This is a genomic window from Celerinatantimonas diazotrophica (genome assembly GCF_004339545.1).
Taxonomy (GTDB): Bacteria; Pseudomonadota; Gammaproteobacteria; order Enterobacterales; family Celerinatantimonadaceae; genus Celerinatantimonas; species Celerinatantimonas diazotrophica.
Genome location: NZ_SMGD01000012.1, coordinates 614,049 through 637,887 on the forward strand (window position 1 = coordinate 614,049; position 23,839 = coordinate 637,887).

At 45.1% G+C, this 23,839-nt stretch carries 23 protein-coding genes and 1 riboswitch; of the genes, 8 read left to right on the forward strand and 15 right to left on the reverse strand.

Going from position 1 to position 23,839, the window contains the following annotated elements:
* Window positions 1-15: 15 nt before the first annotated feature.
* Entirely contained in the window at window positions 16-843 is an 828-nt protein-coding gene (locus EV690_RS08995; RefSeq protein ID WP_131912644.1) for an inositol monophosphatase family protein, read from the forward strand.
* Between the two features lie 36 nt (window positions 844-879).
* On the opposite strand, the gene EV690_RS09000 is transcribed toward EV690_RS08995, so the two are convergent.
* Together EV690_RS09000 and EV690_RS09005 are read right to left on the reverse strand one after the other, a co-directional pair.
* A complete protein-coding gene (locus EV690_RS09000; RefSeq protein ID WP_131912645.1) occupies window positions 880-2,880 on the reverse strand; it encodes an oxidoreductase in 2,001 nt (666 codons plus the stop codon).
* A gap of 244 nt (window positions 2,881-3,124) precedes the next feature.
* Window positions 3,125-4,144, reverse strand: a complete 1,020-nt coding sequence (locus EV690_RS09005; protein WP_165872705.1) for a methyltransferase — start codon at window positions 4,142-4,144, stop codon at window positions 3,125-3,127.
* 361 nt (window positions 4,145-4,505) lie between these two features.
* On the opposite strand from EV690_RS09005, the gene dapA reads away from it, so the two are divergent.
* Window positions 4,506-5,381 (forward strand): 4-hydroxy-tetrahydrodipicolinate synthase, encoded by an 876-nt coding sequence (gene dapA / locus EV690_RS09010; protein WP_131912647.1) that lies wholly within the window; start codon window positions 4,506-4,508, stop codon window positions 5,379-5,381.
* A 57-nt stretch (window positions 5,382-5,438) separates the two neighbouring features.
* Window positions 5,439-6,224, forward strand: a complete 786-nt coding sequence (locus EV690_RS09015) for a GGDEF domain-containing protein (RefSeq protein WP_131912648.1) — start codon at window positions 5,439-5,441, stop codon at window positions 6,222-6,224.
* On the opposite strand, the gene EV690_RS09020 is transcribed toward EV690_RS09015, so the two are convergent.
* Together EV690_RS09020 and EV690_RS09025 are read right to left on the reverse strand one after the other, a co-directional pair.
* A complete protein-coding gene (locus EV690_RS09020; RefSeq protein ID WP_131912649.1) occupies window positions 6,207-6,551 on the reverse strand; it encodes a hypothetical protein in 345 nt (114 codons plus the stop codon). The two genes, EV690_RS09015 and EV690_RS09020, sit on opposite strands and share 18 nt — an antisense overlap.
* 75 nt (window positions 6,552-6,626) lie before the next feature.
* The gene (locus EV690_RS09025; RefSeq protein ID WP_131912650.1) at window positions 6,627-7,463 is read right to left on the reverse strand and encodes a phosphotransferase; all 837 of its coding nucleotides are present in this window, start codon (window positions 7,461-7,463) and stop codon (window positions 6,627-6,629) included.
* Between the two features lie 39 nt (window positions 7,464-7,502).
* Here EV690_RS09025 and thiB point away from each other — a divergent pair, with 39 nt between their 5' ends.
* The 3 genes from thiB to thiQ are packed head-to-tail and all read left to right on the forward strand — an operon-like array spanning window position 7,503 to window position 10,782.
* Window positions 7,503-8,504 (forward strand): thiamine ABC transporter substrate binding subunit, encoded by a 1,002-nt coding sequence (thiB, locus tag EV690_RS09030; RefSeq protein WP_131912651.1) that lies wholly within the window; start codon window positions 7,503-7,505, stop codon window positions 8,502-8,504.
* Window positions 8,480-10,057, forward strand: coding sequence for an ABC transporter permease subunit (locus EV690_RS09035; RefSeq protein ID WP_131912652.1), 1,578 nt, complete (start codon window positions 8,480-8,482; stop codon window positions 10,055-10,057). The genes thiB and EV690_RS09035 overlap by 25 nt, the downstream gene beginning before the upstream one ends.
* Window positions 10,051-10,782, forward strand: coding sequence for a thiamine ABC transporter ATP-binding protein (gene thiQ, locus EV690_RS09040; RefSeq protein WP_131912653.1), 732 nt, complete (start codon window positions 10,051-10,053; stop codon window positions 10,780-10,782). The genes EV690_RS09035 and thiQ overlap by 7 nt, the downstream gene beginning before the upstream one ends.
* Here thiQ and eno read toward each other — a convergent pair.
* The 11 genes from eno to EV690_RS09095 form a co-directional block, all read right to left on the reverse strand.
* Window positions 10,735-12,024 (reverse strand): phosphopyruvate hydratase, encoded by a 1,290-nt coding sequence (gene eno, locus EV690_RS09045; protein ID WP_131912654.1) that lies wholly within the window; start codon window positions 12,022-12,024, stop codon window positions 10,735-10,737. The two genes, thiQ and eno, sit on opposite strands and share 48 nt — an antisense overlap.
* Before the next feature lie 19 nt (window positions 12,025-12,043).
* Window positions 12,044-12,475 carry a universal stress protein gene (locus EV690_RS09050; RefSeq protein ID WP_131912655.1) on the reverse strand — a complete coding sequence of 144 codons (432 nt, stop codon included), beginning with the start codon at window positions 12,473-12,475 and terminating at the stop codon, window positions 12,044-12,046.
* A 155-nt stretch (window positions 12,476-12,630) separates the two neighbouring features.
* A riboswitch (Fluoride riboswitch) is annotated at window positions 12,631-12,696 on the reverse strand.
* A gap of 73 nt (window positions 12,697-12,769) precedes the next feature.
* Window positions 12,770-14,017, reverse strand: coding sequence for an SAM-dependent methyltransferase (locus tag EV690_RS09055; RefSeq protein WP_131912656.1), 1,248 nt, complete (start codon window positions 14,015-14,017; stop codon window positions 12,770-12,772).
* Window positions 14,018-14,028: 11 nt separating this feature from the next.
* Window positions 14,029-14,754, reverse strand: a complete 726-nt coding sequence (locus EV690_RS09060; RefSeq protein WP_131912657.1) for a DUF1365 domain-containing protein — start codon at window positions 14,752-14,754, stop codon at window positions 14,029-14,031.
* Entirely contained in the window at window positions 14,751-16,007 is a 1,257-nt protein-coding gene (locus EV690_RS09065; RefSeq protein WP_131912658.1) for an NAD(P)/FAD-dependent oxidoreductase, read from the reverse strand. Before EV690_RS09065 ends, EV690_RS09060 begins: the two co-directional genes overlap by 4 nt.
* Window positions 16,007-16,726 carry an SDR family NAD(P)-dependent oxidoreductase gene (locus EV690_RS09070; RefSeq protein ID WP_165872706.1) on the reverse strand — a complete coding sequence of 240 codons (720 nt, stop codon included), beginning with the start codon at window positions 16,724-16,726 and terminating at the stop codon, window positions 16,007-16,009. Before EV690_RS09070 ends, EV690_RS09065 begins: the two co-directional genes overlap by 1 nt.
* Entirely contained in the window at window positions 16,723-17,139 is a 417-nt protein-coding gene (locus EV690_RS09075; RefSeq protein ID WP_131912660.1) for a nuclear transport factor 2 family protein, read from the reverse strand. Before EV690_RS09075 ends, EV690_RS09070 begins: the two co-directional genes overlap by 4 nt.
* Before the next feature lie 177 nt (window positions 17,140-17,316).
* Window positions 17,317-18,162, reverse strand: a complete 846-nt coding sequence (locus EV690_RS09080; RefSeq protein WP_131912661.1) for a 23S rRNA (adenine(2030)-N(6))-methyltransferase RlmJ — start codon at window positions 18,160-18,162, stop codon at window positions 17,317-17,319.
* Window positions 18,163-18,183: 21 nt separating this feature from the next.
* Window positions 18,184-19,017, reverse strand: coding sequence for a CvfB family protein (locus EV690_RS09085; protein WP_131912662.1), 834 nt, complete (start codon window positions 19,015-19,017; stop codon window positions 18,184-18,186).
* A 121-nt stretch (window positions 19,018-19,138) separates the two neighbouring features.
* Window positions 19,139-20,353, reverse strand: a complete 1,215-nt coding sequence (locus EV690_RS09090; RefSeq protein ID WP_131912663.1) for a uracil-xanthine permease family protein — start codon at window positions 20,351-20,353, stop codon at window positions 19,139-19,141.
* 183 nt (window positions 20,354-20,536) lie between these two features.
* A complete protein-coding gene (locus tag EV690_RS09095; protein ID WP_131912664.1) occupies window positions 20,537-20,893 on the reverse strand; it encodes a transposase in 357 nt (118 codons plus the stop codon).
* A 390-nt stretch (window positions 20,894-21,283) separates the two neighbouring features.
* Between EV690_RS09095 and EV690_RS09100 the strand changes: the two genes are divergently transcribed.
* On the forward strand, window positions 21,284-21,802 hold the full coding sequence (locus EV690_RS09100) for an Hcp family type VI secretion system effector (RefSeq protein WP_131912665.1): 519 nt from the start codon (window positions 21,284-21,286) through the stop codon (window positions 21,800-21,802).
* Between the two features lie 72 nt (window positions 21,803-21,874).
* Window positions 21,875-23,830: a type VI secretion system Vgr family protein gene (locus EV690_RS09105; protein ID WP_131912666.1), complete on the forward strand. Its 1,956-nt coding sequence runs from the start codon at window positions 21,875-21,877 to the stop codon at window positions 23,828-23,830.
* The last annotated feature ends 9 nt before the right edge of the window (window positions 23,831-23,839 follow it).

The window sequence follows — 23,839 nt, forward strand, 5'->3', positions numbered from 1 at the left end:
TTTTTAAGGAGCATCATGCAACTGGATGAACAGCAGTTAGTGCAACTTAAAAGTGATATTACCGAGCTTGCCAGGGCTTCGGTTCATCCGCATTATCGCCATTTGCAAGATGCTGATGTTCATACCAAAACATCAGCCACTGATCTTGTCACCGTAGTCGATCAGGACATTGAGCAGCAGTTAACTGACCGGCTTCGTGCTCAATATCCGCACGCGACAGTGATTGGTGAAGAAGCTGTGAGTCAAAACCCTCAACTTATCGAATACCTTGATGAAAGCGAACTCACTTTTGTGATTGATCCCATTGATGGCACCTGGAATTTTGCCCATGGAGTCAGTGTGTTTGGGGTGATGGTCGCGGTGCTCAGTGAAGGACGTTGCCAGCATGCATTGTTATATGATCCAATTATGGATGATTGGCAGCAGGCCACGTTAGGTCAAGGTGCGTTTTATGAGGATAGCCGTGCTCAACAACGGCCAATTCATGTCAGTGATCGCGGCGGAATTGCTCAGTTGCGTGGCTTTGTACCCTTGTATAATTTTAATCAGGCGATGCAATTGCACTTAGCGCCACAATTAGCAGGCTTTGCCCGAATCATGGAGTTTGGTTGTTCGTGTTTTGAGTACCGCTTGTTAAACGAAGGGGCTGTAGATTTTATTATCGCGCCCGATCCGAAAATTTGGGATCATGCGCCTGGGCAGTTGATCTTAAGTGAAGCTGGCGGATACAGTTGCTTTAGCGATGGTGAGGCATATCATCCAGGGCGTCATCGCGGCATTTTATTAGCAGCCAATAACCTAGAAACTTGGCAAGTCTTGATGGACCATTTTCGGCTCGTTTAGTTAGATTTCGGCCCGCAAAGCGAGCCGAAATATCTTTTAAAGCGTTCTAGCGACTTCAAATCCATCCCAGATTGCATACATAATATTTTGAACCTGGCGAGCGTCACCAATCATATGTAAATTAGCAATTTCGGTGCGCAGCTGTTGATACAGGGTATCATCACTGTGATAGCCAATGGCAGCAACCAGACTTTGACAGGCAATTTCTCGCTCCCCTTGTGGGGTTTGAACCACGACAGCCTGTTCAGAGGCACGTAACAACTGGCTTTGGGAGAGGACTTCAATATTGTCCTGATATTTGATTAATGCCAGAAGCATATCCTGATTCGCATCGCACAATGGGCCACTGACTGCTAACGGCGCCGCTGCGGATTCAATCAAATAGACTTGGTGCTGATGCTGTGCAAGCCACAGTGCAAGTTCACACCCGACTAATCCAGCGCCGACAATTGCCACGCTTTGTTGCGGTTTGACGTTGCCTAATAGGACATCGGTGGCGAGTAGAATGGGTTGATCTGAAGGGACTGGCAATGTTTTTGCTATTGAGCCCGTAGCGAGTATGACTTCATCGGCGTTACGCGCGATGATCTGCTCTGCGGTTAATCGGGTATTCAGTTCTATAGTAACGTGTAGTTGTTTTAATTGGCCGCGATACCAGTGCAAAAGCTTATGATCGTCTGCTTTAAATTCTGGCATCCCACCCGCAATGACTACGCCCCCCAGCTGGTCAGAGGCCTCACAGAGCGTAACGTGATGACCGCGTAATGCACTGACTCGGGCACATTCGAGCCCTGCAACGCCACCACCAACAATTAAGATCTGTTTGGCTTGTAAGCTTGGATGCAAAATATAATCACTTTCGCGAGCAGCCTGTGGATTGACTGCACATCCTAACTGCGAAAAGTGTTCAAGGCGGCCCATGCATCCTTCTTGACAAGATAAACAAGGGCGAATCGCCGTTTTGTTGCCTTGCATGACTTTGTTGGGCAGTTCACTATCGGCTAATAAGGGGCGCCCTAATCCGACCATATCCGTTTTGCCCTGCACAATGGCTTGCCGAGCTAATTCTGGATTATCCATCCGCCCTGCGGTGATAATGGGGACATCGACTTCTTTTTTCAGTATTTCGCTATAAGGTAGATATAGCCCTTCTTGCTGATACATTGGTGGATGGTTCCAGTACCAGGCATCGTAGCACCCGACATCGACATTCAAGGCATCATAACCTGCGTTGACAAGGAGCTTAGCGGCTTCAATCCCTTCCTCGATATCTCTGCCTTTTTCGACAAATTTTTCTCCCGGGAGAGCGCCTTCACACCAGTCTTTGATAAAACTTTTCAGGCTATAACGCAGTGAGACTGGATAATCTGCACCGCAACGTGCCTTAATCGCTGCCACAATTTCACAAGCAAAGCGCAGGCGGTTGACTAATGAGCCGCCATATTGATCTTCACGTTGGTTAAACATCGCAATGGCAAATTGATCAAGTAGGTAGCCTTCGTGAACCGCGTGAATTTCCACGCCATCGAATCCGGATTTCATGGCAATTTCGGCGCTCTGAGCAAATTTCTCAATATAAATCTGGATTTCTTCAATACTCAGAGCCCGGCAAGTTACTCCTTTGACCCAACGATGCGGAATAGCGGAAGGGGCAATAGGCGGTGTTTTGATAAATCCGGGCATTCCGACTCGGCCAAATCCGGCAGAAAGTTGCAAAAAACTTTTGGCTTGATAGGCATGAATTCGTTCATTCATGGGCCGAGCGGTTTGAATAAAATGACTCGGATGAACTGTTGGGCAAGGCATAGCGGGTAATTGGCAGCGTTCAATTTCATTTTCAACTTTAGTCACGCCAGGCATGATCATCCCCGCGCCACCTCGGGCTCGTTCAACATAAAATTCGACGCCACGTTGATTAAATCCGCCGAGTTCATCACATAAACCAGCAGGTCCCATCGGCGCCAACATATAGCGGTTTTTAATAGTGACTTGACCAATCTGAATTGGCTCAAATAGTTCTGGATATTCTATAGACATAGCTGTGCTCCCAAAGGTGAAAGGTTAGGTTGCTCTGGTATGACAGGTATTCAACTGAATGAATCTTAGCGATTGGTTATGATTGCAGCGTTTATTGGCACAGAACGATATTTTGAGAATCGCGTGCCAATAATATGGGGTGCTGCAGATAAGTATCGAGAGTCATGACACATCCCAGAGCATACTTTTGAAGCTAGCCTAATGGTTGTGCCACTTAGGGGAGCTGATTGGGATCAACTCCAGATTAGTTATAGCAGTGATAAATCCTGAATTTGCGGTTGTCGGTCACAATTTCACAATGACTAAACTCACTTTCTAATAACTCTTTATAGCCAAGAAAGCTGTTGGCTACTAGATATAATGGCTTGCCGGGCTTAAGTTTTTTGGCGGCCAGAGCAATGAAACGTCGGCTCGTCTCATATTCGGTTTTGACCCCCAGATGGAACGGTGGATTAGAGACAATAAAATCAAAGGGCTGATTAAATTCATCAATGCCATCGCGACAGAATACCTGAGCGGTTAACTGATTTTGGCGAAAGGTTTTCTCTGTACTTAATGTGGCCAGCATACTGACATCAGTGGCGTTGATTGATGCCCCGGTTTGTTTCGCGATGGCGGCACCAATAATGCCAGCACCGCAGCCAAAATCTAATCCATAGCCATCTAAAGGGGGTAAATTGTCTAATAACAGCGCAGTCCCATGATCTAACTTACCATGGTTGAATACGCCCGGCAGAGAGCAAACTTGTATGGCCCCCTGGTTTAAATTTAAAGTGAATGATTGCCACCAGTCATCCATGGAAAAGGCAATCTCAGCGCTGCCGCGCTCAGCATAAATGAGGCTGCACCGGCGAGCTGCGTCAACTTTGCGCCCATTGAGCTGATATTTCTCCAGCAGTTTAATTGCGGCATTAATACCGCCGCGATTTTCCCCTACAATAAATATGTCTGCGTTTGGTTCAAGTTGGCTAAGACATAGATTCAACCAGTAGTCCGCTTCTTGTTTGGCTTTTGGAATATACAATAAAAGCGTGTTATATGATTTTTCAAGCTTCGGCTGGGCGCTTAAGAGGACTTGGGTATTATCGCCTGCAAGGTGCTGATAACGCGCTGCTTGACCGGCATGAGCGACTCCAATAGCGGCATATTCGGCGACTTTGGCAAGCTCAATGGGATAATCATCGAGTAATTGCCCCGCGATTAATAAGCGGGTATCAGTAAAAATGTCGGCATGACGGGTTAATAGTTCGCTTGGCGCAATCATTTCAGGCTCACTCAAAAATAACATAATAGTATAAAGAACCGGCAACGATGAATACTAGCTCTTATAGTTGGCGGCTAGTGTAGAGAAAAAGCGCTGAATTAGCGAATTTTATGAGAAATTTGACCACTCCTATTGACATTTATTTGGCTTACGAGAAACTAACCAAAATAAAATTAATTTATGAGTGAACTCTTGGTTATTGGTCACGTGGGATTTCCCTCGATAAGCACAGAGAAGAAAACGCTGCCTAAGAAGGCTCTTAAGCTTTTGTAGATGGCGTTAACCAGGCGTTCGGATTCAACCCGGTTAGCGATCGAATATTGCAACCGGGTTTTTTTATGATTCAGATGACGGAGTAGGCATGTTCAAAGGGTCAATTGTTGCGTTGATCACCCCATTTTATGAAGGGGAGATCGATTATACCGCCTTAAAAAATATTGTAGACTGGCATGTAGAACAGGGAACCAATGCGATTGTTCCAGTTGGTACGACTGGGGAATCGCCCACTTTAACTCACGATGAACATGTCGGGATTATTAAAGCGGTGGTTGAACAGGTCAATGGTCGTATTCCGGTGATCGCTGGAGCCGGTTCTAATAATGTCGTTGAAGCGATTGAATATACGCAGCATGCTGAAGCTGTGGGTGCTGATGCAACATTGCATGTGGCAGGGTATTACAATCGGCCTAATCAGCGTGGTTTATTAGCCCATTTTAAAGCGGTACACGATGCGGCAACTAAGCCTGTGATTTTATATAATATTCCACCACGTGCGGTTGTTAATATCGAGCCTCAAACACTGGCAGAACTGGCGCAATTGCCTCGCATTAGCGGAGTAAAAGATGCAACGGGCGATCTGGCACGTCCTTGGATTGAACGTCAACTGATTAAAAAAGCAGATTTTTGTTGGCTTAGCGGTGAAGATGCCACAGCAGTTGCCTATAATATTAGTGGCGGCCAGGGGTGTATTTCAGTTACTGCGAATATTGCGCCGAAATTATGCAGTGAAATGCAGCAGGCTTGTTTGGATGGGCAGTGGCAAAAAGCCGTTGAATTGCAGGATCGACTACTGCCATTGCATCAGGCGATGTTTGCCGAACCAAGTCCGGCGCCTGTGAAATATGCGGCATCGTTGCTAAACCTGTGCAGTGCTAAGTGCCGTTTGCCCATTGTTGAATTAAGCGAAGAAACAAAACGGCGCATTGAACAAGCAATGCAACAGCTCGAATTGATTTAGTAAACTTGCCTGGTTTGGGCATTGGATTAGACCGTCAGAACAAAGCAGAGTGTATTGATGTCAACTTCGATCGGTGAATGGGCTTGTCAGCAGATGATGACACCCACAACAGATGACTTGCGCTGGTATTATGACCCTGTGAGCCAGCGGGTGTGGTTTAATTATCGTGATGGCGATGGCTGTCGCTGTTTGAATTATTCCGCGTGGCTTAACTCGTTGGATATGAGCTGTCGCTTAGCTGTTAATCAGACTGTGGAACAGGTACTCGCTGATAAAATGACTCGCAACTGTCATTTGAGCCACGATGATGATTGTTGGTATCGAATGCAGGTTTCAGAACAAACCGTTGAGCCATTTGATCAAGCGCTCATTAGTGGCGTTTTGACGTGTCTTTCTCGCCAATCAGGCGTAGGGGATCAACTCTATTTGCAAAGTGATTCTGGCGTTCTAAGTTGCCCTATGTTTCGGAGTTTCCTCATTCAGGCGTTGCAAAGTAATACTCATCACGGTGAGCCACTGGTGCTGATGGCGGTTTATATTCGGGATATTAAAGGTGCTGATCGTCGTGATGAGGTGGCTCGTAAGTTACGCAAGGATATGCGCCGCACTGATTTGGTGGGGTTCTTTCGTCAGCAAGAACTGCTGGTGTTACTTAATGGGGTTAGTGCGCAGGGCGCAAGCTGTATCGCCGAGAAACTGTCGGCAAGTTTAACTGATGGCATTTTGCCTGCAACAACAATTGGGTGGGCGGTTTTTCCACAAGATGGTGAAAATGTGGATACGTTGATTGAACGGCGTTATCTGCGACAGTTACCCAATGCTGATCTAAGCTCTGGCCAGTAAGATCTGGCCACGATCCCCGAATTCCTGCATCACATCGAAGTACTCACGGACATGTGTTGCGCTGTTATGTACCGTTTCACGCATGGCTTCTCTGATATGTTTGCTATTGGCAATTTTGGCATTGCGCTCATCTCGAAGTTGTGTGGGGGTTTGTCCAGGCGGAATATCATCAGAGGTAAAGACTTTGGTGCCAGGCTTGACTTGTTGGCGATCAACCGTATATTCGGTTAGATCCCGAACTGGCGCTTGTGCTTTAATGCGTTGATACGCGTGATAGATTGACTCAAAACTGGCAGCTCCTAAATTGTATCCATAATCATTTTGCATGTTCTTACAGCCTGTTTTGTTCCTTATTTTATCTATAGCGACCTTATGAGCTGAAAGTTTAGCATTTGTCTTATTTTACTGTTGTAATCGGATTTGCCATTGCTGCCAAGCGGTTACATGAGCCTGCGATAACGGTCTTTGACTATACCAGCACAGGTCTAATAGTTCGCAGGCGGTTTGGTATAAAGACAGTTGTTGTTGACTGATAGAACTGAGTTCGCTTAGCTTGGCATGTTGGGCATCTGTTAGCTCAAAGCTATGAAGCAAGGTGGCTTCATCCCAACCTTTGGCGCTAAAGGCTGCATATTCCCAATCAAGTATTGCCAGATGTCCTGAGTCGGTTTGGAGCAGGTTAGCTGGGGTTAAATCATGATGATTGAGGCATAAACAGTGCACCTTTGGAAAGCGAGTTAGCCATTGCTGGGCTTGTGTTTTTGCTTCACTGGGGGCAAATGTCGCGCGCTCGAGGTAACGCTTGAGATAATCTTGCATGTCTCGATTGGCATTTTTCCCAAGAGAGATTGTTTGGCAATGAGTCCAGACTAAAATGTCGCATAGTTCATCAAACAATTGGGGTGTTGTTAAAAAACTTTGGGCTGTTAACATTTTGCCAGGAATGTATCGATACAGCAGCCATGGTTCATTTGGAGAATAAAACTGCCCTTGAATTGCCCAATCCCGGCCTCTGAGTGCTTGTAATAAAAGCTGTTCGCGTTGATAATCGGTACCATAATAGGGACGTTGATTGGGCGATCTTAGAATAAATTCACCCTGTATTGAGTGACAGTGCCAGATCGCATGGTGTCCTTTTTCTATTGGATGAGCACTGAGTAGGGGGCCTATTTGTTGGTTAATCCAGGCTATAGCACCCGGGCTCATCTGTGTCAGTAAATCAGTGGATGTTGTCGACATCTAGTATCATCATCTTGTCATTAATCACGGAAGTGTAAAATGAAACGACTGCTCTGGCTATGCCAAGTCATCTTGCTTTGTTTATTTAGTGCTAAAGCATTAGCTGTTAACACAAATTCAACCTTAACCGTCTACACCTATTCCTCATTTACTTCGAAATGGGGTCCCGGACCACAGTTGACCAAGCTATTTGAAAAACAATGTCATTGCCATATCAACTGGGTCGGGCTCGATGATGGTGTTTCTGTGCTAAATCGACTGCGTTTAGAACGATCGCATACCAAAGCCGATGCGATCGTTGGCTTGGATACTAATTTGATGTATAGCGCCGAAAAGCTCAAGCTTGTCGCGCCACATCAGTTGGACACCGCAACCGATAACCTGACGATTCAATGGCATAATAAATATTTTATCCCTTATGACCGCGGCCAGTTTGCTTTTGTTTATAATCGCAAAAAACTAGCCAATCCACCGCATTCACTTAAAGATCTCGTGGATAATTTTAAAGGGACCATTATCTATGAAGATCCGCGTACAAGCACGCCAGGGCTGGGGTTATTGTTGTGGGTAAAAGCTGTGTATGGCGATAAAGCACCGCAGGCTTGGGCAAAATTGGCCAAAAAAACGGTGACTGTGACCAAAAGCTGGGATGATGCCTATGGTATGTTTTTAAAAGGCCAAGCGGATATGGTTTTAAGCTATACCACCGATTCGGCGTACCACAAGATAGAGGAACACAATAGTGACTATCTTGCAGCTAAATTTGCGGAAGGAAATTATCAGCAGATTGAAGTCGCTGGCATCAGTGCTTATGCGAAACATAAAAAGTTAGCTCGCGAGTTTCTACAATTTTTATTAACCCCCCAAGCTCAGCGAATTATCGCTTTAAATAACTGGATGTTGCCGGTTCGTAAAGGCGTTAAATTGCCCGAAGCATTTAGTGAAATTATTCATCCCAAGGCGTTGATGTTGCCCGCAGCACAGGTCGCTAAAAATCGGCAGAACTGGATTCGGCAGTGGCGCAACGCAGTCAGTCAATAGCGAGTCTTGCCAGTGCAGCGATATTATCCGTTGGGGTAATATCGCTGGTTTTATGGTTGGCGTTAAGTGGGATCTGGCAAGCGGGTCAGGGCGTTTCCCTCGAGCAGTTAGAGGATCCTTATTTATGGCATGTGCTTTGGTTTAGTTTCTATCAAGCGGCGTTATCGGCCACATTATCTTTAGTGTTTGGATTATGGTTAGGGCGCTGCTTGTTTTATCTGCGAGCTAAAGGTACACGCTGGTGGCTTTATCTGGCGAGCGTTTGTTTTATTGCACCGGTCATTCTGGTGGTATTGGGGGTCGTTGGCGCTTTTGGGATCCATGGCATTTGGGCGCGTATCCTCTTTAAGTCGATGAATATTTATGGGTTAACTGGTATTTTATTAGCCCATCTATTTTTGAATATTCCGCTGTTTGTTCGCCATAGTTATCTGTTACTCCAGTCGATTGCCAGTAGCCATTGGCAGCAAGCCGAACAGCTAGGGCTCCCCCCTGTCCGCCGTTTCCGTTATCTAGAGTGGCCATTACTTGCTCCTGGTTTAGTGAGCTCGTGGGTACTGGTGTTTTTATTGTGTTTTGGTAGTTTTACGATTGTGTTGGCACTGGGCGGCGGGCCGGCACATACGACTTTAGAGGTTGCGATTTATCAGGCGCTAAAATATAGCTTTGAGCCAACATTTGCGCTTTATTGTGCGCTGTTGCAGTTGATAATAGCCTTGGCATTGACCTTTGTCTTTAAGCGTCAGGAAAAGCCTAGTCCGATCGCAGCGTCCGGTCACTATCGACCATTAACCGGAGCCGTTGAGCAGTTGAGTATGCGTGTATCATTAATTGCGGCAGCGCTGTTTTTTGGTTCGGTCATCATTGGCATGTTTATACCACTGTTTGATTTTAACTGGCACCACTTGCCCGGCGCTGCTCTGTTTCAGGCTACTTATACGAGCCTGGCTATCGCACTGTTTAGTTGGACCTTTTGTCTTGTTCTGATGGTATCGTTGAGTTATTTATCGATGCAAAGTTGGGTGCAACCTTCGTTGAAATTTTTGGAGCGGGTCAGTGATTTTTATGGTTCTGCTTTGCTTTATTTACCACCGATGGTGGTTTCGACGGGGCTGTTTTTTTGGCTGTGGCTCCATGGGTATCAGGTGTGGTTGTGGCCGCTGGTCGCTATGGTTAATGCATTGATGTCTTTACCTTTTGTCAGCCGTATTATTAAACCGCAACTTTGGCAGTTACAAGCAAGCTATCAACATCTTATGTTAGAATTGGGGTTATCGCGTTGGCAATCACTCCGGTTGGTTTATCTACCTGTGTTGGCTCGACCTTTAGCATTAGCTAGTGCCTTTGCTCTGGTGTTGTCGCTGGGGGATATGGGCGTCGTGGCGCTCCTTGGGGACACTCATCTTTTGACATTGCCACTGTTAATTTATCAGCAACTTGGCCATTATCAGTTTGCCGGTGCGAGTGTGACTGGCTTGTGGTTAATGCTGTTATGTCTTTTCATTTTTGGTGTTATGAATTGGATTGGGGAGCGAGCCAGAGCCGTATGCTAGAGGTCAATCAGCTGAGGTTATCTCGTCAAGGCGATGAGTTTTGCTACGATTTAACCTGTCAACCCGGGCAAGTCGTGGCTCTATTAGGGCAAAGTGGCTGTGGCAAATCGACGTTGCTGGCAATGATAGCTGGATTTGAAACAGCCTCTGGAGTGTTGCTGTGGCAGGGACGATCGATTCTGGAGCTGCCGGTAGCCAAGCGGCCTGTGAGTAGTTTGTTTCAGCAGCATAATTTATTTGAGCATTTGACGGTTCAGCAGAATTTAGCGCTAGGGATTAATGGTCGATTAAAACTTAATCGCCATGAGCAAGCGCATATTGCTAAGGTCGCAGAGCAATTAGGTATCTCGCAGTGGCTGGCCAGTTATCCTGGTGCTCTTTCCGGAGGGCAGATCCAACGGGCAGCGTTAGCTAGGGCATTGCTTCGTCAGCGGCCTATTTTGTTACTCGATGAACCATTTAGCGCACTGGATCCAGTCTTGCGGGCGGATTGTTTAACGTTGGTTCGCAATCTGGCCAGTGAGCACCAACTGGCGGTGTTATTGGTGACCCACCAATTTAGTGATGCCTGTGCGATCGCCGATGAGGTTGCATTTATAGAACAAGGGCGAGTCATTCAACAATGCCCGCCCCAAGAGTTACAAACCAACCCGGCTAATGCTCAGGTGGCTCAATTTTTAGCAATTGCGGATAAAGGCGTTTTTCCCAGCAAAGACTGCAGCTGAGCCTAATTGTTGTTCAATCCGCATAAGCTGATTGTATTTTTCCACACGTTCTCCACGACATGGTGCGCCTGTTTTGAGGTGTCCGGCGCGCATGGCAACGGTCATATCAGCGATGAAGCTGTCGGTGGTTTCGCCACTGCGATGGGAGACAAATGTGCCCCAGTTGTTTTGATGACACAGATTGACGGCATCGAAGGTTTCAGACAGTGAACCAATCTGATTTAATTTAATTAAGGCAGAATTGGCCAGTTGTTCATCAATCCCCCGTTGGATATAGGTAATATTGGTTACAAATATGTCATCACCGACGAGTTCAACGCGTCCAGCGAGTTTATTATACAGAACTTTCCAACCTTCCCAGTCATCTTCGGCTAAACCGTCTTCAAGCAGAACCACTGGGAAATCATCGATTAACTTCGCATAGTAGTCACTCATCTGCGTGGCGTTCAGTTTGGCATTTTCTGTTTTTAGGGTGTAAATCCCGTTTTCAGAGAACTCACTAGAAGCTGGATCTATGCAAATTGCAACATCTTCTCCGGGTTTAAAGCCAGCGGCTTCAATTGCCTGGACAATATACTCAAGTGGTTCACGGTTTGATTTAACTTGCGGTGCAAAACCACCTTCATCACCGATCCCTGTTGAGAGTCCTTTTTCTTTAAGTACATTGCGCAAGGCTTGATAGACTTCACTGCCCCAACGAACGGCTTCGCTGATACTACCTGCACCCCAAGGTGCAATCATAAATTCCTGAAAGTCAGCACCCTGCCAGCGGGCGTGTACGCCACCGTTAATAATGTTCATGCAGGGGACAGGTAGCAGGTTGGCACCGGTGCCGCCAAGATATTGGTACAGTGGTAAATCGGATTGCAAAGCGCCCAGTCGGGCACAAGCTAAGGACACGCCTAAAATAGCGTTCGCACCAAGTTTAGCTTTGTTTTCAGTCCCATCTAATTCGATCATCTTGGCGTCAATCTGGCGCATTTGGCGGGCATCGCAGCCAATCAACGCCGGAGCGATGGTTTGGTGAATGTGTTCAATTGCTTGTAAAACACCTTTGCCACCAAAACGACTTTTGTCATTATCACGAAATTCAATAGCTTCGCGAGAGCCTGTGCTGGCTCCCGATGGCACAGATGCACGAGCACTTCGGCCTGCCGTATCAAACACGTCGACTTCGATGGTAGGATTACCACGAGAGTCAAGTATTTCACGGGCTGTGATCTGCTGAATTTGATTATTCATAAAGCCTCCATTAAGGGTTTTATTTTTTACTGTGAATATGTTGCACCAACACATCGATATCGATGCGATTAATGAACTCAAACGAATAGGATGATAAAACACCAAATAGACGGTTTTTATGACCGACGATTAAAAGGTCGATTTGGCGTTCGCTGATGAGATGGGCGATATCTTTAAACCGAGTAATGCTGACCAGTTCTTCAATTCCAGCGGGAAAATCAATGTCTTTGGCAAGTTCTGAGAGCATTTCTTTGGCTTCAATCACATGCTGGGATTGCTTATCAACAATGGTATTATCGTTGAGATACTGCAGTTCTCGGTAGTCAGAGCTAATGTGGCCAATGGTAATTTTTGTTCCCAGAGCATGAGCCATTTTGCAGCCATGAGTGAGTAAAATTTCTCCATCAATTGCATCGTGAGCAAGAACTAGGGCGTGGCGATAGTAGGTCATAACGACTTCCTTCTATAGGCGATTGTCGACAATATAAGTATGAGCTGGATGTGTAGAAGAAAATAAGTGGTAGTTCAAAAAACAGAAGTGATATACAAAAGTATAGAAAGATTTAACAACTGGCATACTGACGTACCCCTTAAATAGATAAGGATGAATCACCAGGTGTTATCAGCCAGACAGGGCGGTTTGTTAGGGTGAACACCATCACCGTGGCAATGAATTGCTAGGAATTAAAATACTCGCTTTTAATTCCCTAAGCAATTTATTAATGTAAAGTCTTTGTAAAGTTATTCAAAGCTCATTATGGGTTAATGTCAATTGCCAGACGCCAGTATTACCGCTTAAAAAGCCGGCTTCACAATAGGCCATATAAAAGTGCCAAAGCCTGAAAAATTGAGCGTTAAAGCCAAGTTCACCCGCATGTTCGGCACGATAAGTGCACAGCCTGTTATGCCAGGCACGGAGTGTTTTTGCATAACTTAAACGCATATCAAGCTGATGCTCAATTTGCAGATTGGACTTTCTGAATAGCCGTTTAAGTATTTTTAGAGCGGGTAAAAAGCCACCAGGGAACACCATCTGCTGGATAAAATCAGTATTATGTCGATAGCTATCATAACGTTCATCTTTGATGGTAATCGACTGCAATAGCATTTTGCCACCGGGAGTGAGTAAATCCGCGCATTTTTGAATAAACTGTGGCAGATAGGCATGTCCAACCGCTTCGATCATTTCAATCGAGACTAATTTATCGAAATGACCATATAGATCACGATAGTCACAACTTAATACCCTAATCTTGTCATTTAGATGTAATTTGTGTACTTTTTGGCAGCAATATTCATATTGTTCATCTGAGATAGTCGTGGTAGTGACCTGGGCACCATAATGTTGTGCTGCATAAATGGCTAATCCACCCCAGCCCGAGCCAATTTCGAGTAGGTGGCTAGAACTATCCAGCTCAAGCTCCTCACAGATGCGCTTGAGTTTTTTTTCTTGGGCTTGTTCTAGGAGTGCCTCGGGCGGCGTATTTTGTAGCGTGTCGTCGTACAGTGCACAAGAGTATTGCATTTTTGAGTCAAGAAACGACTGATAAAAATGGTTCCCTAAATCATAGTGTGCCAGAATATTGCGCTTGGCTTGTTGTTTGCGATTGCGATTAAGCCAATGACGAACTTTAGCACCCCATTGAAATAGCTTCGAAACATTTGAATCAAGGTGATCAAGACGTTGTTGATTATTCGACATCACTAGCAGTAATTCATGTAGATTATTGGTACGCCAGAGCCCTTCAATATAAGTTTCAGCCGCTGCCAGAGTACCACCACGCAGCACTCGCTCAAATACGCAGGCATCTCGTACGTCAATCACTAACTGATGTTCTGCTTGCTTTTGCCCAAACGTCTGACTGGGTTGTCCTGGTTGTTGCAGTTCAATATAGACACCATCGATACGCGATAGAAACAGAGTGATCATATTGCGTGCTAATTCGCGTTGTGGATTTAACCAAGGTAAGCCAAGCCTACGGGCCTTTAACATAGATGATTCCTTTACCGACGATCGGATTTTTTCCTAGGATGATTGTAAAAAGGCACTCGTTTAAGCCATAAACGAAATGCCTGGTAATAGATTCTGCCTATAATGAAGGCACTTTGAAATGCGTGATGACGAACTAATTGACGAACACTTTTGGCATTCAAGGGACCGCGCTGCAGAGTCATTGAGGCGCTAAATTCACTCGTTTCGCGTTGACAGTCGATCAGGACATGGATGGTATCACCCAGTTCAATATTCCAGTGATAATGCATATCCATAGGATTAAATGGCGAAACGTGAAAAGCCTTGGGGGTGTCTTTCATCTCGCGGAGATCGATGCAATAGTAGTGTTTTTCCAGCCAGGGGGTATTGGTCACTTCGGCGATCGCATAAATAAAGCTTTCTTCATCGGCATAAAACACAAAATTAATGGGGCTAAAGTAGATTCCATTCCAGCGTAATTGGGCCATCATCACGACTTGTGAAGGGGTAAATTCAGGGACAAATTGGGCCAGTTTATGCAGGGCTTTGTCTTTTAATGGTCGATTTTCAGGGCCGAGATAATCTTTGTCATGCAGCCGAGGACGTAAAAATTTATGTTGGCCCAGTAGTGCTCTGACCTCATTCAGCTCGTCTAAATTGACCCATAAATAGCTGATTGGATAACTAAATTTATGATCTTTTGGCACTTTCCGGTGGTGGAACGTACGTCCTTTAGCGATGGCGGATGTGATTCTCATAGCCCTGTCCCTGTGAGAGATTTAACCACATCATTCGCACTTCTGACCCCATCTTCATGAAAGCCGTTGTACCAATAAGCGCCGCAATACCAGCTATGATTTTGGCCATTAATTAAGTGTCGTTTACTTTGGTAATCGCTCGTTTGGCTATCAAACAGAGGATGGTCATATTGATATTGGCCGAGAATTCGCGATGGATCGATGGTTTCACTGGGATTTAGTGTGACCACAAAAGGCAACTCACTATGAAATCCCTGCAGCCGATTCATATAATAGCTGACACTTGCAGGCCGCTCATTGCTCTGATCCGCTCCAGTGAGCCGATAATTCCAGCTGGCCCGTACTTTTTTGATACTAGGTAGCTGGGCATCATCTTGATGTAAAAAGACTTGATTGCTTTGATAGCGCAGTGCTTGCAATAACTCTTTCTCTTGGGCGGTGGCGTTATCTCCCAAAATTGCTAAGGCCTGATTACTGTGGCAAGCAAAAATGACCTCGTCCCCTTGCCAAAGCCAGTGATCTGCGCATCTTAGTGTCACGCCATCTTGGTTTCGTTCAATACTGACGACTTCACTATTCAGTCGAATGTGCTGCTGACATTCTTTGAGCAGCGGCTTGATATATTCACACGACCCTCCCGGGATGACGTACCACTGTGGCCGATTAGTAATATCTAGTAAGCCATGATGATTGAAAAAGTGCGCAAAAAAACGCATCGAAAATTGGCGTATATCATTTAAGGAGGTTGACCAAATCGCCGCTGCCATCGGTAGCAGGTAATTTTGGCTAAACAGTATCGAGAACTTTTGTTGATCTAAAAAATTACCCACGCTGAGCTCTGTTCCGAGTTCACAAGCTTGCTTGGCGAGCTTATTGAATCGAATAATCTCGTTGATGAAGCGATAAAACCACGGACGAATGAGATTGCGGCGCTGGGCGAACAGCGAGTTAAGAGAGTGTCCGTTATATTGAAGATTAAGCCTGTCATTGACGACACTAAAGCTCATCTCCGTCGGTTGTCGGGTCATTCCGATTCGCGTTAGTAATTTGGTAAATAGTGGATAAGTGCGATCATTAAAAACAATAAAACCCGTATCCACCGGGTAGACTCTCTGCCCGATGGTGATCTGCTTGGTCGCTGTGTGCCCCCCGAGTTGTCCTTCCTTTTCAAGCAAGACAACATCGTGCTGAGGTGCTAGCAGATGCGCACAAGTCATGCCACTGATTCCTGAACCAATAATAGCTATTTTCATTATTCTGCCCGCTTGGCGAGTTTGCGGCAAATGGTATTTTGCCAAGACATTGGTAATTTTGCTAATCCGCTAAGGATTAAGTGTAATTGCCAAGGAAACGCAATATGGGAGCGTTTTTTTGCAAGCCCTTGTGTAATGAATTTACTGGCATCGTGAACCGATAACAAAAATGGCATTTTAAAGTCGTTATCTTTCGTCATTGGTGTTTCAATAAATCCCGGCTCGATTAAGTGGACACTGACTTGACGCGGCTCGAGATCGGTTCGTAGCACGTTGGCTAACTGTCTAATACCGGCTTTGCTGGCGCTGTAGGCTCCTGATCGAGTAAAGGGGAGATAGCGGGCAAGCGAACCAATCATGGCTAGTTGGCTAGGGCTGTCCATTTTGAGCCAAATCGCTTCAAGAACATAGCCAAGAGAGGCTAGATTAACGTTCACCACATTGGCAAAGGATTGACCATCAAAATGGTGATAGTCATGGTACTGGCAAATACCAGCACCCAAAATAACTAGTTGTAGTGGTGGTAACTGACTCAGGGCGGATTTCACAGTTTTGTAGTCAGTTAAATCAAGATCGACGGCTTCCACGCCTTGCTGGGTTAATTGGGTTAATGCTTCTTTATTACGGCCAATCGCATAAACCTTATGGCCAGCCTGACAATAATCGACTGCTAGCTGATAACCTATTCCAGATGTTGCACCAGTGATTAATATGTTCATTGACCGCTCCTGTTCTTGAGCCATTTAGAGAAACTGCCGAGTAACGGCAACTGGTCGTGAAGAAGTGTTGAGACATCGAAGTAATCACGATGGAAATAAACAAGTTGATTAAATCGAAGCCAAGAACACCCTTCGACGTGAATGGGGCGTTGCCGATTCAACTGGCGATGACTAAAACTCATGGTCCAGCTTAGTGTTGCTTGTTGGTTTTGAATGATGCTTTGGTGAAACTCAAACTCACAAGAGAGCGTATTGGTAAGGAGTTTCTCAAAATATTGGCGTAACTGATCTTGTCCAGAAATTTGATGCAAAGGGTCGCGGAATTCAACATCCGGAGTATACAAAGCCATCAGTGCCGATAAGTTCTCTGTATTTAATGATTGATATTGAGCTTTTAAATGTTCGATGATCATCGTCTAAGACTCTATCAGTGAACGGGATGAGATTGTACAGCGCGATTAAGATATTTGAGTGTATTTGATAATTATAGAATATATCGCAATATCTGACAGTTGTAGTAACAAAAACTGTAGATAACAAGCCGAAACTTAACTTTTCAAGCTTCGGCAGGTAGGGAAATATGGAAGGTGTTATTCGCCGGTCAATCGTTCACTACGATATTTGCCTTGGCCTTGCTCCCCGAGAACATCAGCTAAATAAGGCAATACGGATTCAAGCTCATTTTTGAGTGTCCAAGGCGGATTGATCACAATCATGCCACTGGCAGTCATGCCATAGCCACTGCGATCAGCACTTTGGGAAAGCTCAAATAACACACTGTTGGCTATGCCCGTGGCTTTAATGGCTGTTTCTAATTGCTTCACCCAACTGCGTTCAACAACCGGATACCATAGCGCGATACAACCTGTGGCAAAGCGTTTATGCGCCTCAATCACGAGTTTGACAACTTTTTGATAGTCGTCTTTGATTTCATAAGGTGGATCAATGAGCAACAGCCCGCGGCGACTAATGGGCGGCAGATGTGCGAGAGCTCCTTTAAACCCATCCCCAAGCTGAACTTGCACACGGCGATCTTTTTTCATTTGCGCTAAAAGCAGTTTGTGGTCATTGGGATGAAGTTCGTATAAAAACAGACGGTCTTGCTCGCGAAGGCAATGCGCTGCAATCCAAGGTGAACCAGGATAATGGCGCAAATTGTCTCCTTGGCGGTGGAATTGGCTGATGAGCGCCAAGTATTCATCGAATAGCTCAGGGCAATCATGACGCTGAGTTAAACGCACGATCCCTTTCATATATTCACTTGTTTTCTCAGCCTCTTTGCTACGCAGAGCATAGCCTCCTGCACCCGCATGGCTGTCGATGTAGTGAATTGGTTTTTCTTTTTGGACGAGGTAACTTAAGATCCGCTGCAACGTAAAATGTTTCAGCACGTCAGCATAGTTGCCTGCGTGAAATGAGTGTCGGTAACTTAACACATTAAAATCCTAACGTGGGGCTCAATCATCACTGATGAGCATGATGCCATGGGCACTGAGTTTGATTAGGTGTTGACGATAAAGGTGGCCAATCGCTTTTTTATATTGCCCTTTGCTAACACCAAAAACCGCTGCAATTAATTTCGGATCACTTTTATCATTTAAAGCAAGATAGCCACCATCGGCGCGCAATTTTTCTAGAATCTGTTCTTGCAGTGGTTCCAATTTCACATCGCCAATCGGTTGTAGGCGTAAATCCAGCTTGCCATCTTCTCGGTTTTTATAAACATATGCTTCGATACTTTGGCCCACTGAGATTCGTTTAAATATTTCGTTATGATAAATCATACCCAAATATTGATGGTCGATGACAACCTGATAGCCCAGCTCTGAGCGTTTCGTGACGAGAGCCTGAACCTTATCCCCACGGTTATAATGACCACTGAGGGTTAAATGTTCTTCTAGCCGTGGTGTTGCGGCCAGACGATTTTGCTGGTCCAGATAGATATAAACCGCATAGCTTTGGCCAACCTGCATTGGGGTAAACTGGGCTTTACTCGGTACAAAAATATCTTTGTCGATGCCAAGGTCCATAAAGGCTCCTTGAGTGTGTACAGCAATGACCTGCAAATAGCCTATTTCACCGACTTGGGCGAAGGGCTTTTGGGTGGTGCAGACCAGTTGCTGATTACCGTCAGAATAGACAAATACATCGATCTTATCGGTTACTTGGGCGTCACTGGGAAGTTCCTGGTGAGGCAGATTTAACTCACGGCCATCGTCGCTAGCAAGTACGCCGTAATTAGGGGCGATACGAACTAATTCCAGTGGTTGAATTCGGCCGATTTGTAACATAATTTTTCTCCAAATCAGATACTGATGTCTTCTTATCAGTATTTTGCTAAGGATACTGGAGTTTTGAAAGAATGTCGCTCTATTGCCATGGACAAATCATGATTTGTCCATGGCAACGTCGTTAAGCTGCGGTCGAAGCCGTTTTAGGCTGAGGTAAAATGATGTTTAATAAAATGGCAACAATGCCACATAAACCTACCCCTTGCAGGGTGAAATTACCAATACCGATAGCCATGCCACCAATACCAAAGACTAACGTGACTGAGACAATAACCATGTTACGAGGAATGGTGAGATCGACTTGTTTATGGATCAGCGTGTTCAGGCCGATCGTTGCTATCGCCCCAAATAACAGACACATGATCCCTCCCATGACAGGGATCGGAATCGATAATAAAAATGCGCCTGTTTTGCCGATAAATGCCAAGATAATGGCAAAGATAGCAGCCCAGCTCATAATCACTGGATTATAGGTTTTTAACAGGCTGACGGCGCCTGTGACTTCGCCATAACTCACCACTGGAGGCCCACCAAAACAGGCGGCAACGATAGTGCCCAGACCATCACCCAACAGGGAACGGTGGATCCCAGGTTTTTGCACAAAGTTTTTACCCACAACATTACTAATTGCTAGAATGTCACCAAAATGCTCGATGGTGACAATTAAACCAATGGGGGCAATAAAGAGGATGGCTTGCCAGTTAAATTCTGGGTGGGTAAAAGTTGGAAGCGCTAGCCAAGGTGCGTTGGCAACGTTGGAAAAATCAACATAACCTAAGAGTAGGCTTAACAGATAGCCAACGGTGACACCACTAATAATCGGCATTAGGCGCAATAAACCCTTAGCAAAAATAGAAACGACTATCGTTGTCAGTAACGATGCACCAGAGATAATGAGTGCATATTCGGTCGGTACGACATGTTGATTGCCAGATAAGCCTAATGCCATATTGACGGCATTGGGCGCCAGAGCTAGTCCAATGACCATGATCACCGGGCCAACCACAACCGGTGGCAAAAACCGTTCAATAATCCCAATCCCTCGTATTTTTACAAGCGCACTGACAATCAAAAAGACAACGCCTGCTGCAATCAAACCACAGAGTGTACCGGACATGCCAAATTGTTTTGTACCAAGAATTATAGGGGAGATGAATGCGAAGGAACTACCGAGAAAAATGGGGATTTGACGTTTGGTGCAGAACTGGAAAATTAATGTCCCAATGCCTGCACCTAACAACGCAAGCCGGGGATCTATGCCCGTTAAAAGTGGGACCAACGTGGTTGCGCCAAATGCGACCAACAGCATCTGGGCTCCCAAGAGTGGAGTCTTCATATAACCTCAAAGTTGTGGATTTGGCATATGATAGAGAAAACGCTTATAAAAAGCCACGTTTTTGTTGTTGTCTATATGGGCTTTCCTCTATGTTTTAAACGCTGTGATTTACCTCAGTAGGGATGACATTTCGTGGTTGTTTTTGGTTCAAAATGTGTTCTCAACCAAGTGTCGGTATTTGTATTAATACCAGCCCATTTGATAATTTCCAATGCTGCTATTTTGTTTCCTCGGGATTTGATATTGGCTCCCTTTATTGTCGATAAAGTTTCTTAATGAACCATTGTCGTAGCCTTTATTGCTAATGACCTGTTGGGGAGTAGGCGCATGGCTAATTAAACTTGTGGCATGGACATTATCATTGACTTGGTCATCCGATAATTCGAAATAAACTGGCAAGCCATCGCTATCCACTGCCAAATGGATTTTAGTCGAATGACTGCCTCGGTTTTTACCAATGTTCTCGTCATTCTTGCGTCTACTTCGTGCACGATCCTGATATGTTTTGACAATACTGCCATCGATGAGCCGTGATTCTATATCACTTTTTTGAGCTCATGTTTCAACTTTTCCCATTTATGATCTGTTAACATTATTCGAGGCATAGCCTTAGCTTGAGTGTAACGATTTTTGGCGAAGCCATTATACCTTGATGCTATGCCGATTGTTTTTTGCACAAATCTCAATATTGTCTAACAATCTGCTAGAACACTAATCTGGTTAAAAAATAACCGAGCAAGATCTTGCCCGCTGGGCAACTTTTTGCTCGATCTGGGCAAGATCTTGCTCAGCCCTTTAATTCCAAATGAATCTAAAAATAAATATTATAGATTTTTCAATCACATATATTTTTTATAAATTTTGGCATAAATATTGACTTATTTTTTGATGTTTTCATCAATCCACTTAAATTTGAAGAGGAATATTGATATGCCAACACCTTGTTATATTTCAATTGAAGGAAAAACCCAGGGCAATATTACCCAAGGTGCGTTTACCGCAGATTCGGTTGGTAACATTTATGTTCAGGGCCATGAAGATGAAATGCTGGTACAGGAATTTAAACATATTGTAACGGTTCCAACTGATCCCCAATCAGGTCAGCCGTCAGGACAACGTGTTCATAAGCCATTTAAGTTCACCGTTGCTCTGAATAAAGCGGTCCCTCTTTTATACAACGCATTAGCTTCTGGTGAAATGTTGCCAACGGTGACTTTAAACTGGTATCGGACCTCGGTTGAAGGTAAGCAAGAACATTTCTTCACGACCACATTAACGGATGCAACCATTATCAACATTGATGCACAGATGCCTCATTGTCAGGATCCAACTAAATCGGATTTTACCCAACTGATTGAAGTATCAATGGCATACCGTAAAATAGATTGGTCGCATGATATTGCTGGCACCTCCGGTTCAGATGACTGGAGAGCCCCACTGGAAGCTTAAAATATATCAGATGACTGCTGAGCCTCGATACGGTTCAGCAGTCATACCGCTTGTTGCTAGGAAGGAGCAAACATGGCTGCTGCTGGACGAATAAATTTTTCAATTCAGGTCGCTGGGTTAAGTGATGACACATTTCAGGTCATTGAATTTCATGGACATGAAGCATTGTCGATGATTTATCGTTATCAGATTGAACTGGCAAGTCGGTTTGATAATATCGAGCCTGAGAATATCGTCGATCAATCTGTGTGTCTGACGCTCGTTCGCGATGGTCGTGTTGTTCGTTATGTCCATGGGATTGTTCAATCGTTTCATAAAGCCGATACCGGGTTTCATCACACTCGTTATACTCTCGCTCTCGTGCCTTCATTCGCAAGATGTCAACTGCGACAAAATAGCCGCATTTTTCAAACCAAAACGGCGGTAGAAATCATCACAACGCTACTCGCTGAGATGGGGATTATGGATTATGCCTTTGCACTTAAAAGGACACCTGCCGTACGAGAATATTGTGTCCAATATAGAGAAACTGACCTGGCGTTTATTGAGCGATTGGCGGGTGAAGAAGGGATATTTTATTATTTTGAGCATGCTCAAGGTCAGCATACATTGTGCTTTTGCGATCAAAGTAACCAAACCTCTCAGCAAGATGATGCCATTACCTACAATGCAACCGCGGGTGGAATGGCAACACAACCCTATATTTCGTCTTTTATCCGCAAGAAAAAAATAGCCCCTGCAACGGTGTTTTTAAAAGATTACAGTTTTAAAAATCCTGCATATAGTTTTCTCAATGTCCAACAAGCCAATGATGCGGAGTATCAGGCAAAATATTATGAACATTACGATTACCCCGGGCGTTATAAAGATGATGTGAGCGGACTCGCGTTTACTAAAATTAGGCTTGAATATCTTCGTCGAGATGCAGAGCAGGCGAGTATTCATAGCGATGCGATGCAACTGACAGTCGGGTATCGGTTTAAACTGACCGATCACTTTGAGCCGAGTAATAATCGCACCTGGCTGGTGACGGCTTTATCCAGTCAGGGGACGCAGCCTCAGGCTTTAGAAGAGGCTGGTGGAACTGGGGCAACAACGTTTTCGAACGAGGCTGTATTATTACCTGATACTCGGCCATGGCGCCCTCAACCCAATCCAAAACCGCGTGTCGATGGCCCTCAAATGGCAACCGTTGTGGGCCCTGCTGAAGAAGAAATTTATTGCGATGAATATGGACGAGTCAAAATTCAGTTTCCGTGGGATAGGGAAGGTGAGCATGATGAACAGGCCAGTTGTTGGGTTCGAGTCGCGCAAGCATGGGCGGGGGCCCAATACGGATTTGTTGCGATCCCCCGGATTGGCCATGAAGTCATTGTCAGCTTTCTAGAGGGAGACCCAGACCAACCGATTATTACTGGTCGTACCTATCATGTGTCTAATCAAACGCCGTATCCTTTGCCAGCAAGTAAAACAGTGACCACCTTAAAGACCCAGACCCATAAAGGTGAAGGTTCTAACGAATTGCGTTTTGAGGATGAAAAAGACCAAGAAGAGGTCTACCTGCATGCGCAAAAGAACATGGCAATTCAGGTAGAGAATTCTAAAAATGAACGTGTTGAGTACGATCGTAGTGTGAGCATTGGTCATGATGAGGCCTTAGATGTTGCAAACGATCGAAAAGTGACCGTCACTGGCAATCAAGATCACCACACCACAGGAAATTTCAGACGCTCCACCGAGGGTGATTTTAGCAACACAGTCACCGGTGATTTAGCCCAAAAAATTGCTGGTGCTTTTGGTATCAGTGCAGATGGGGCTTTGACCATTAAAAGTGGCAGTAAAATAACGCTGCAAGTGGGGGGAAGTTTTGTCGTGATTCACAGTGGCGGTGTGGATATTAATGGTAGCGCGATTAACTTAAACTCTGGCGGTTCGCCGGGAGCTTTACCGCTACCTGACAGTGTCCAAGTGTTAAAAACCGCCGCCGCTGAAGGTTCGGCATTTGTTGCAAATTGTCCGGCTGTTTAAGGTGGAATG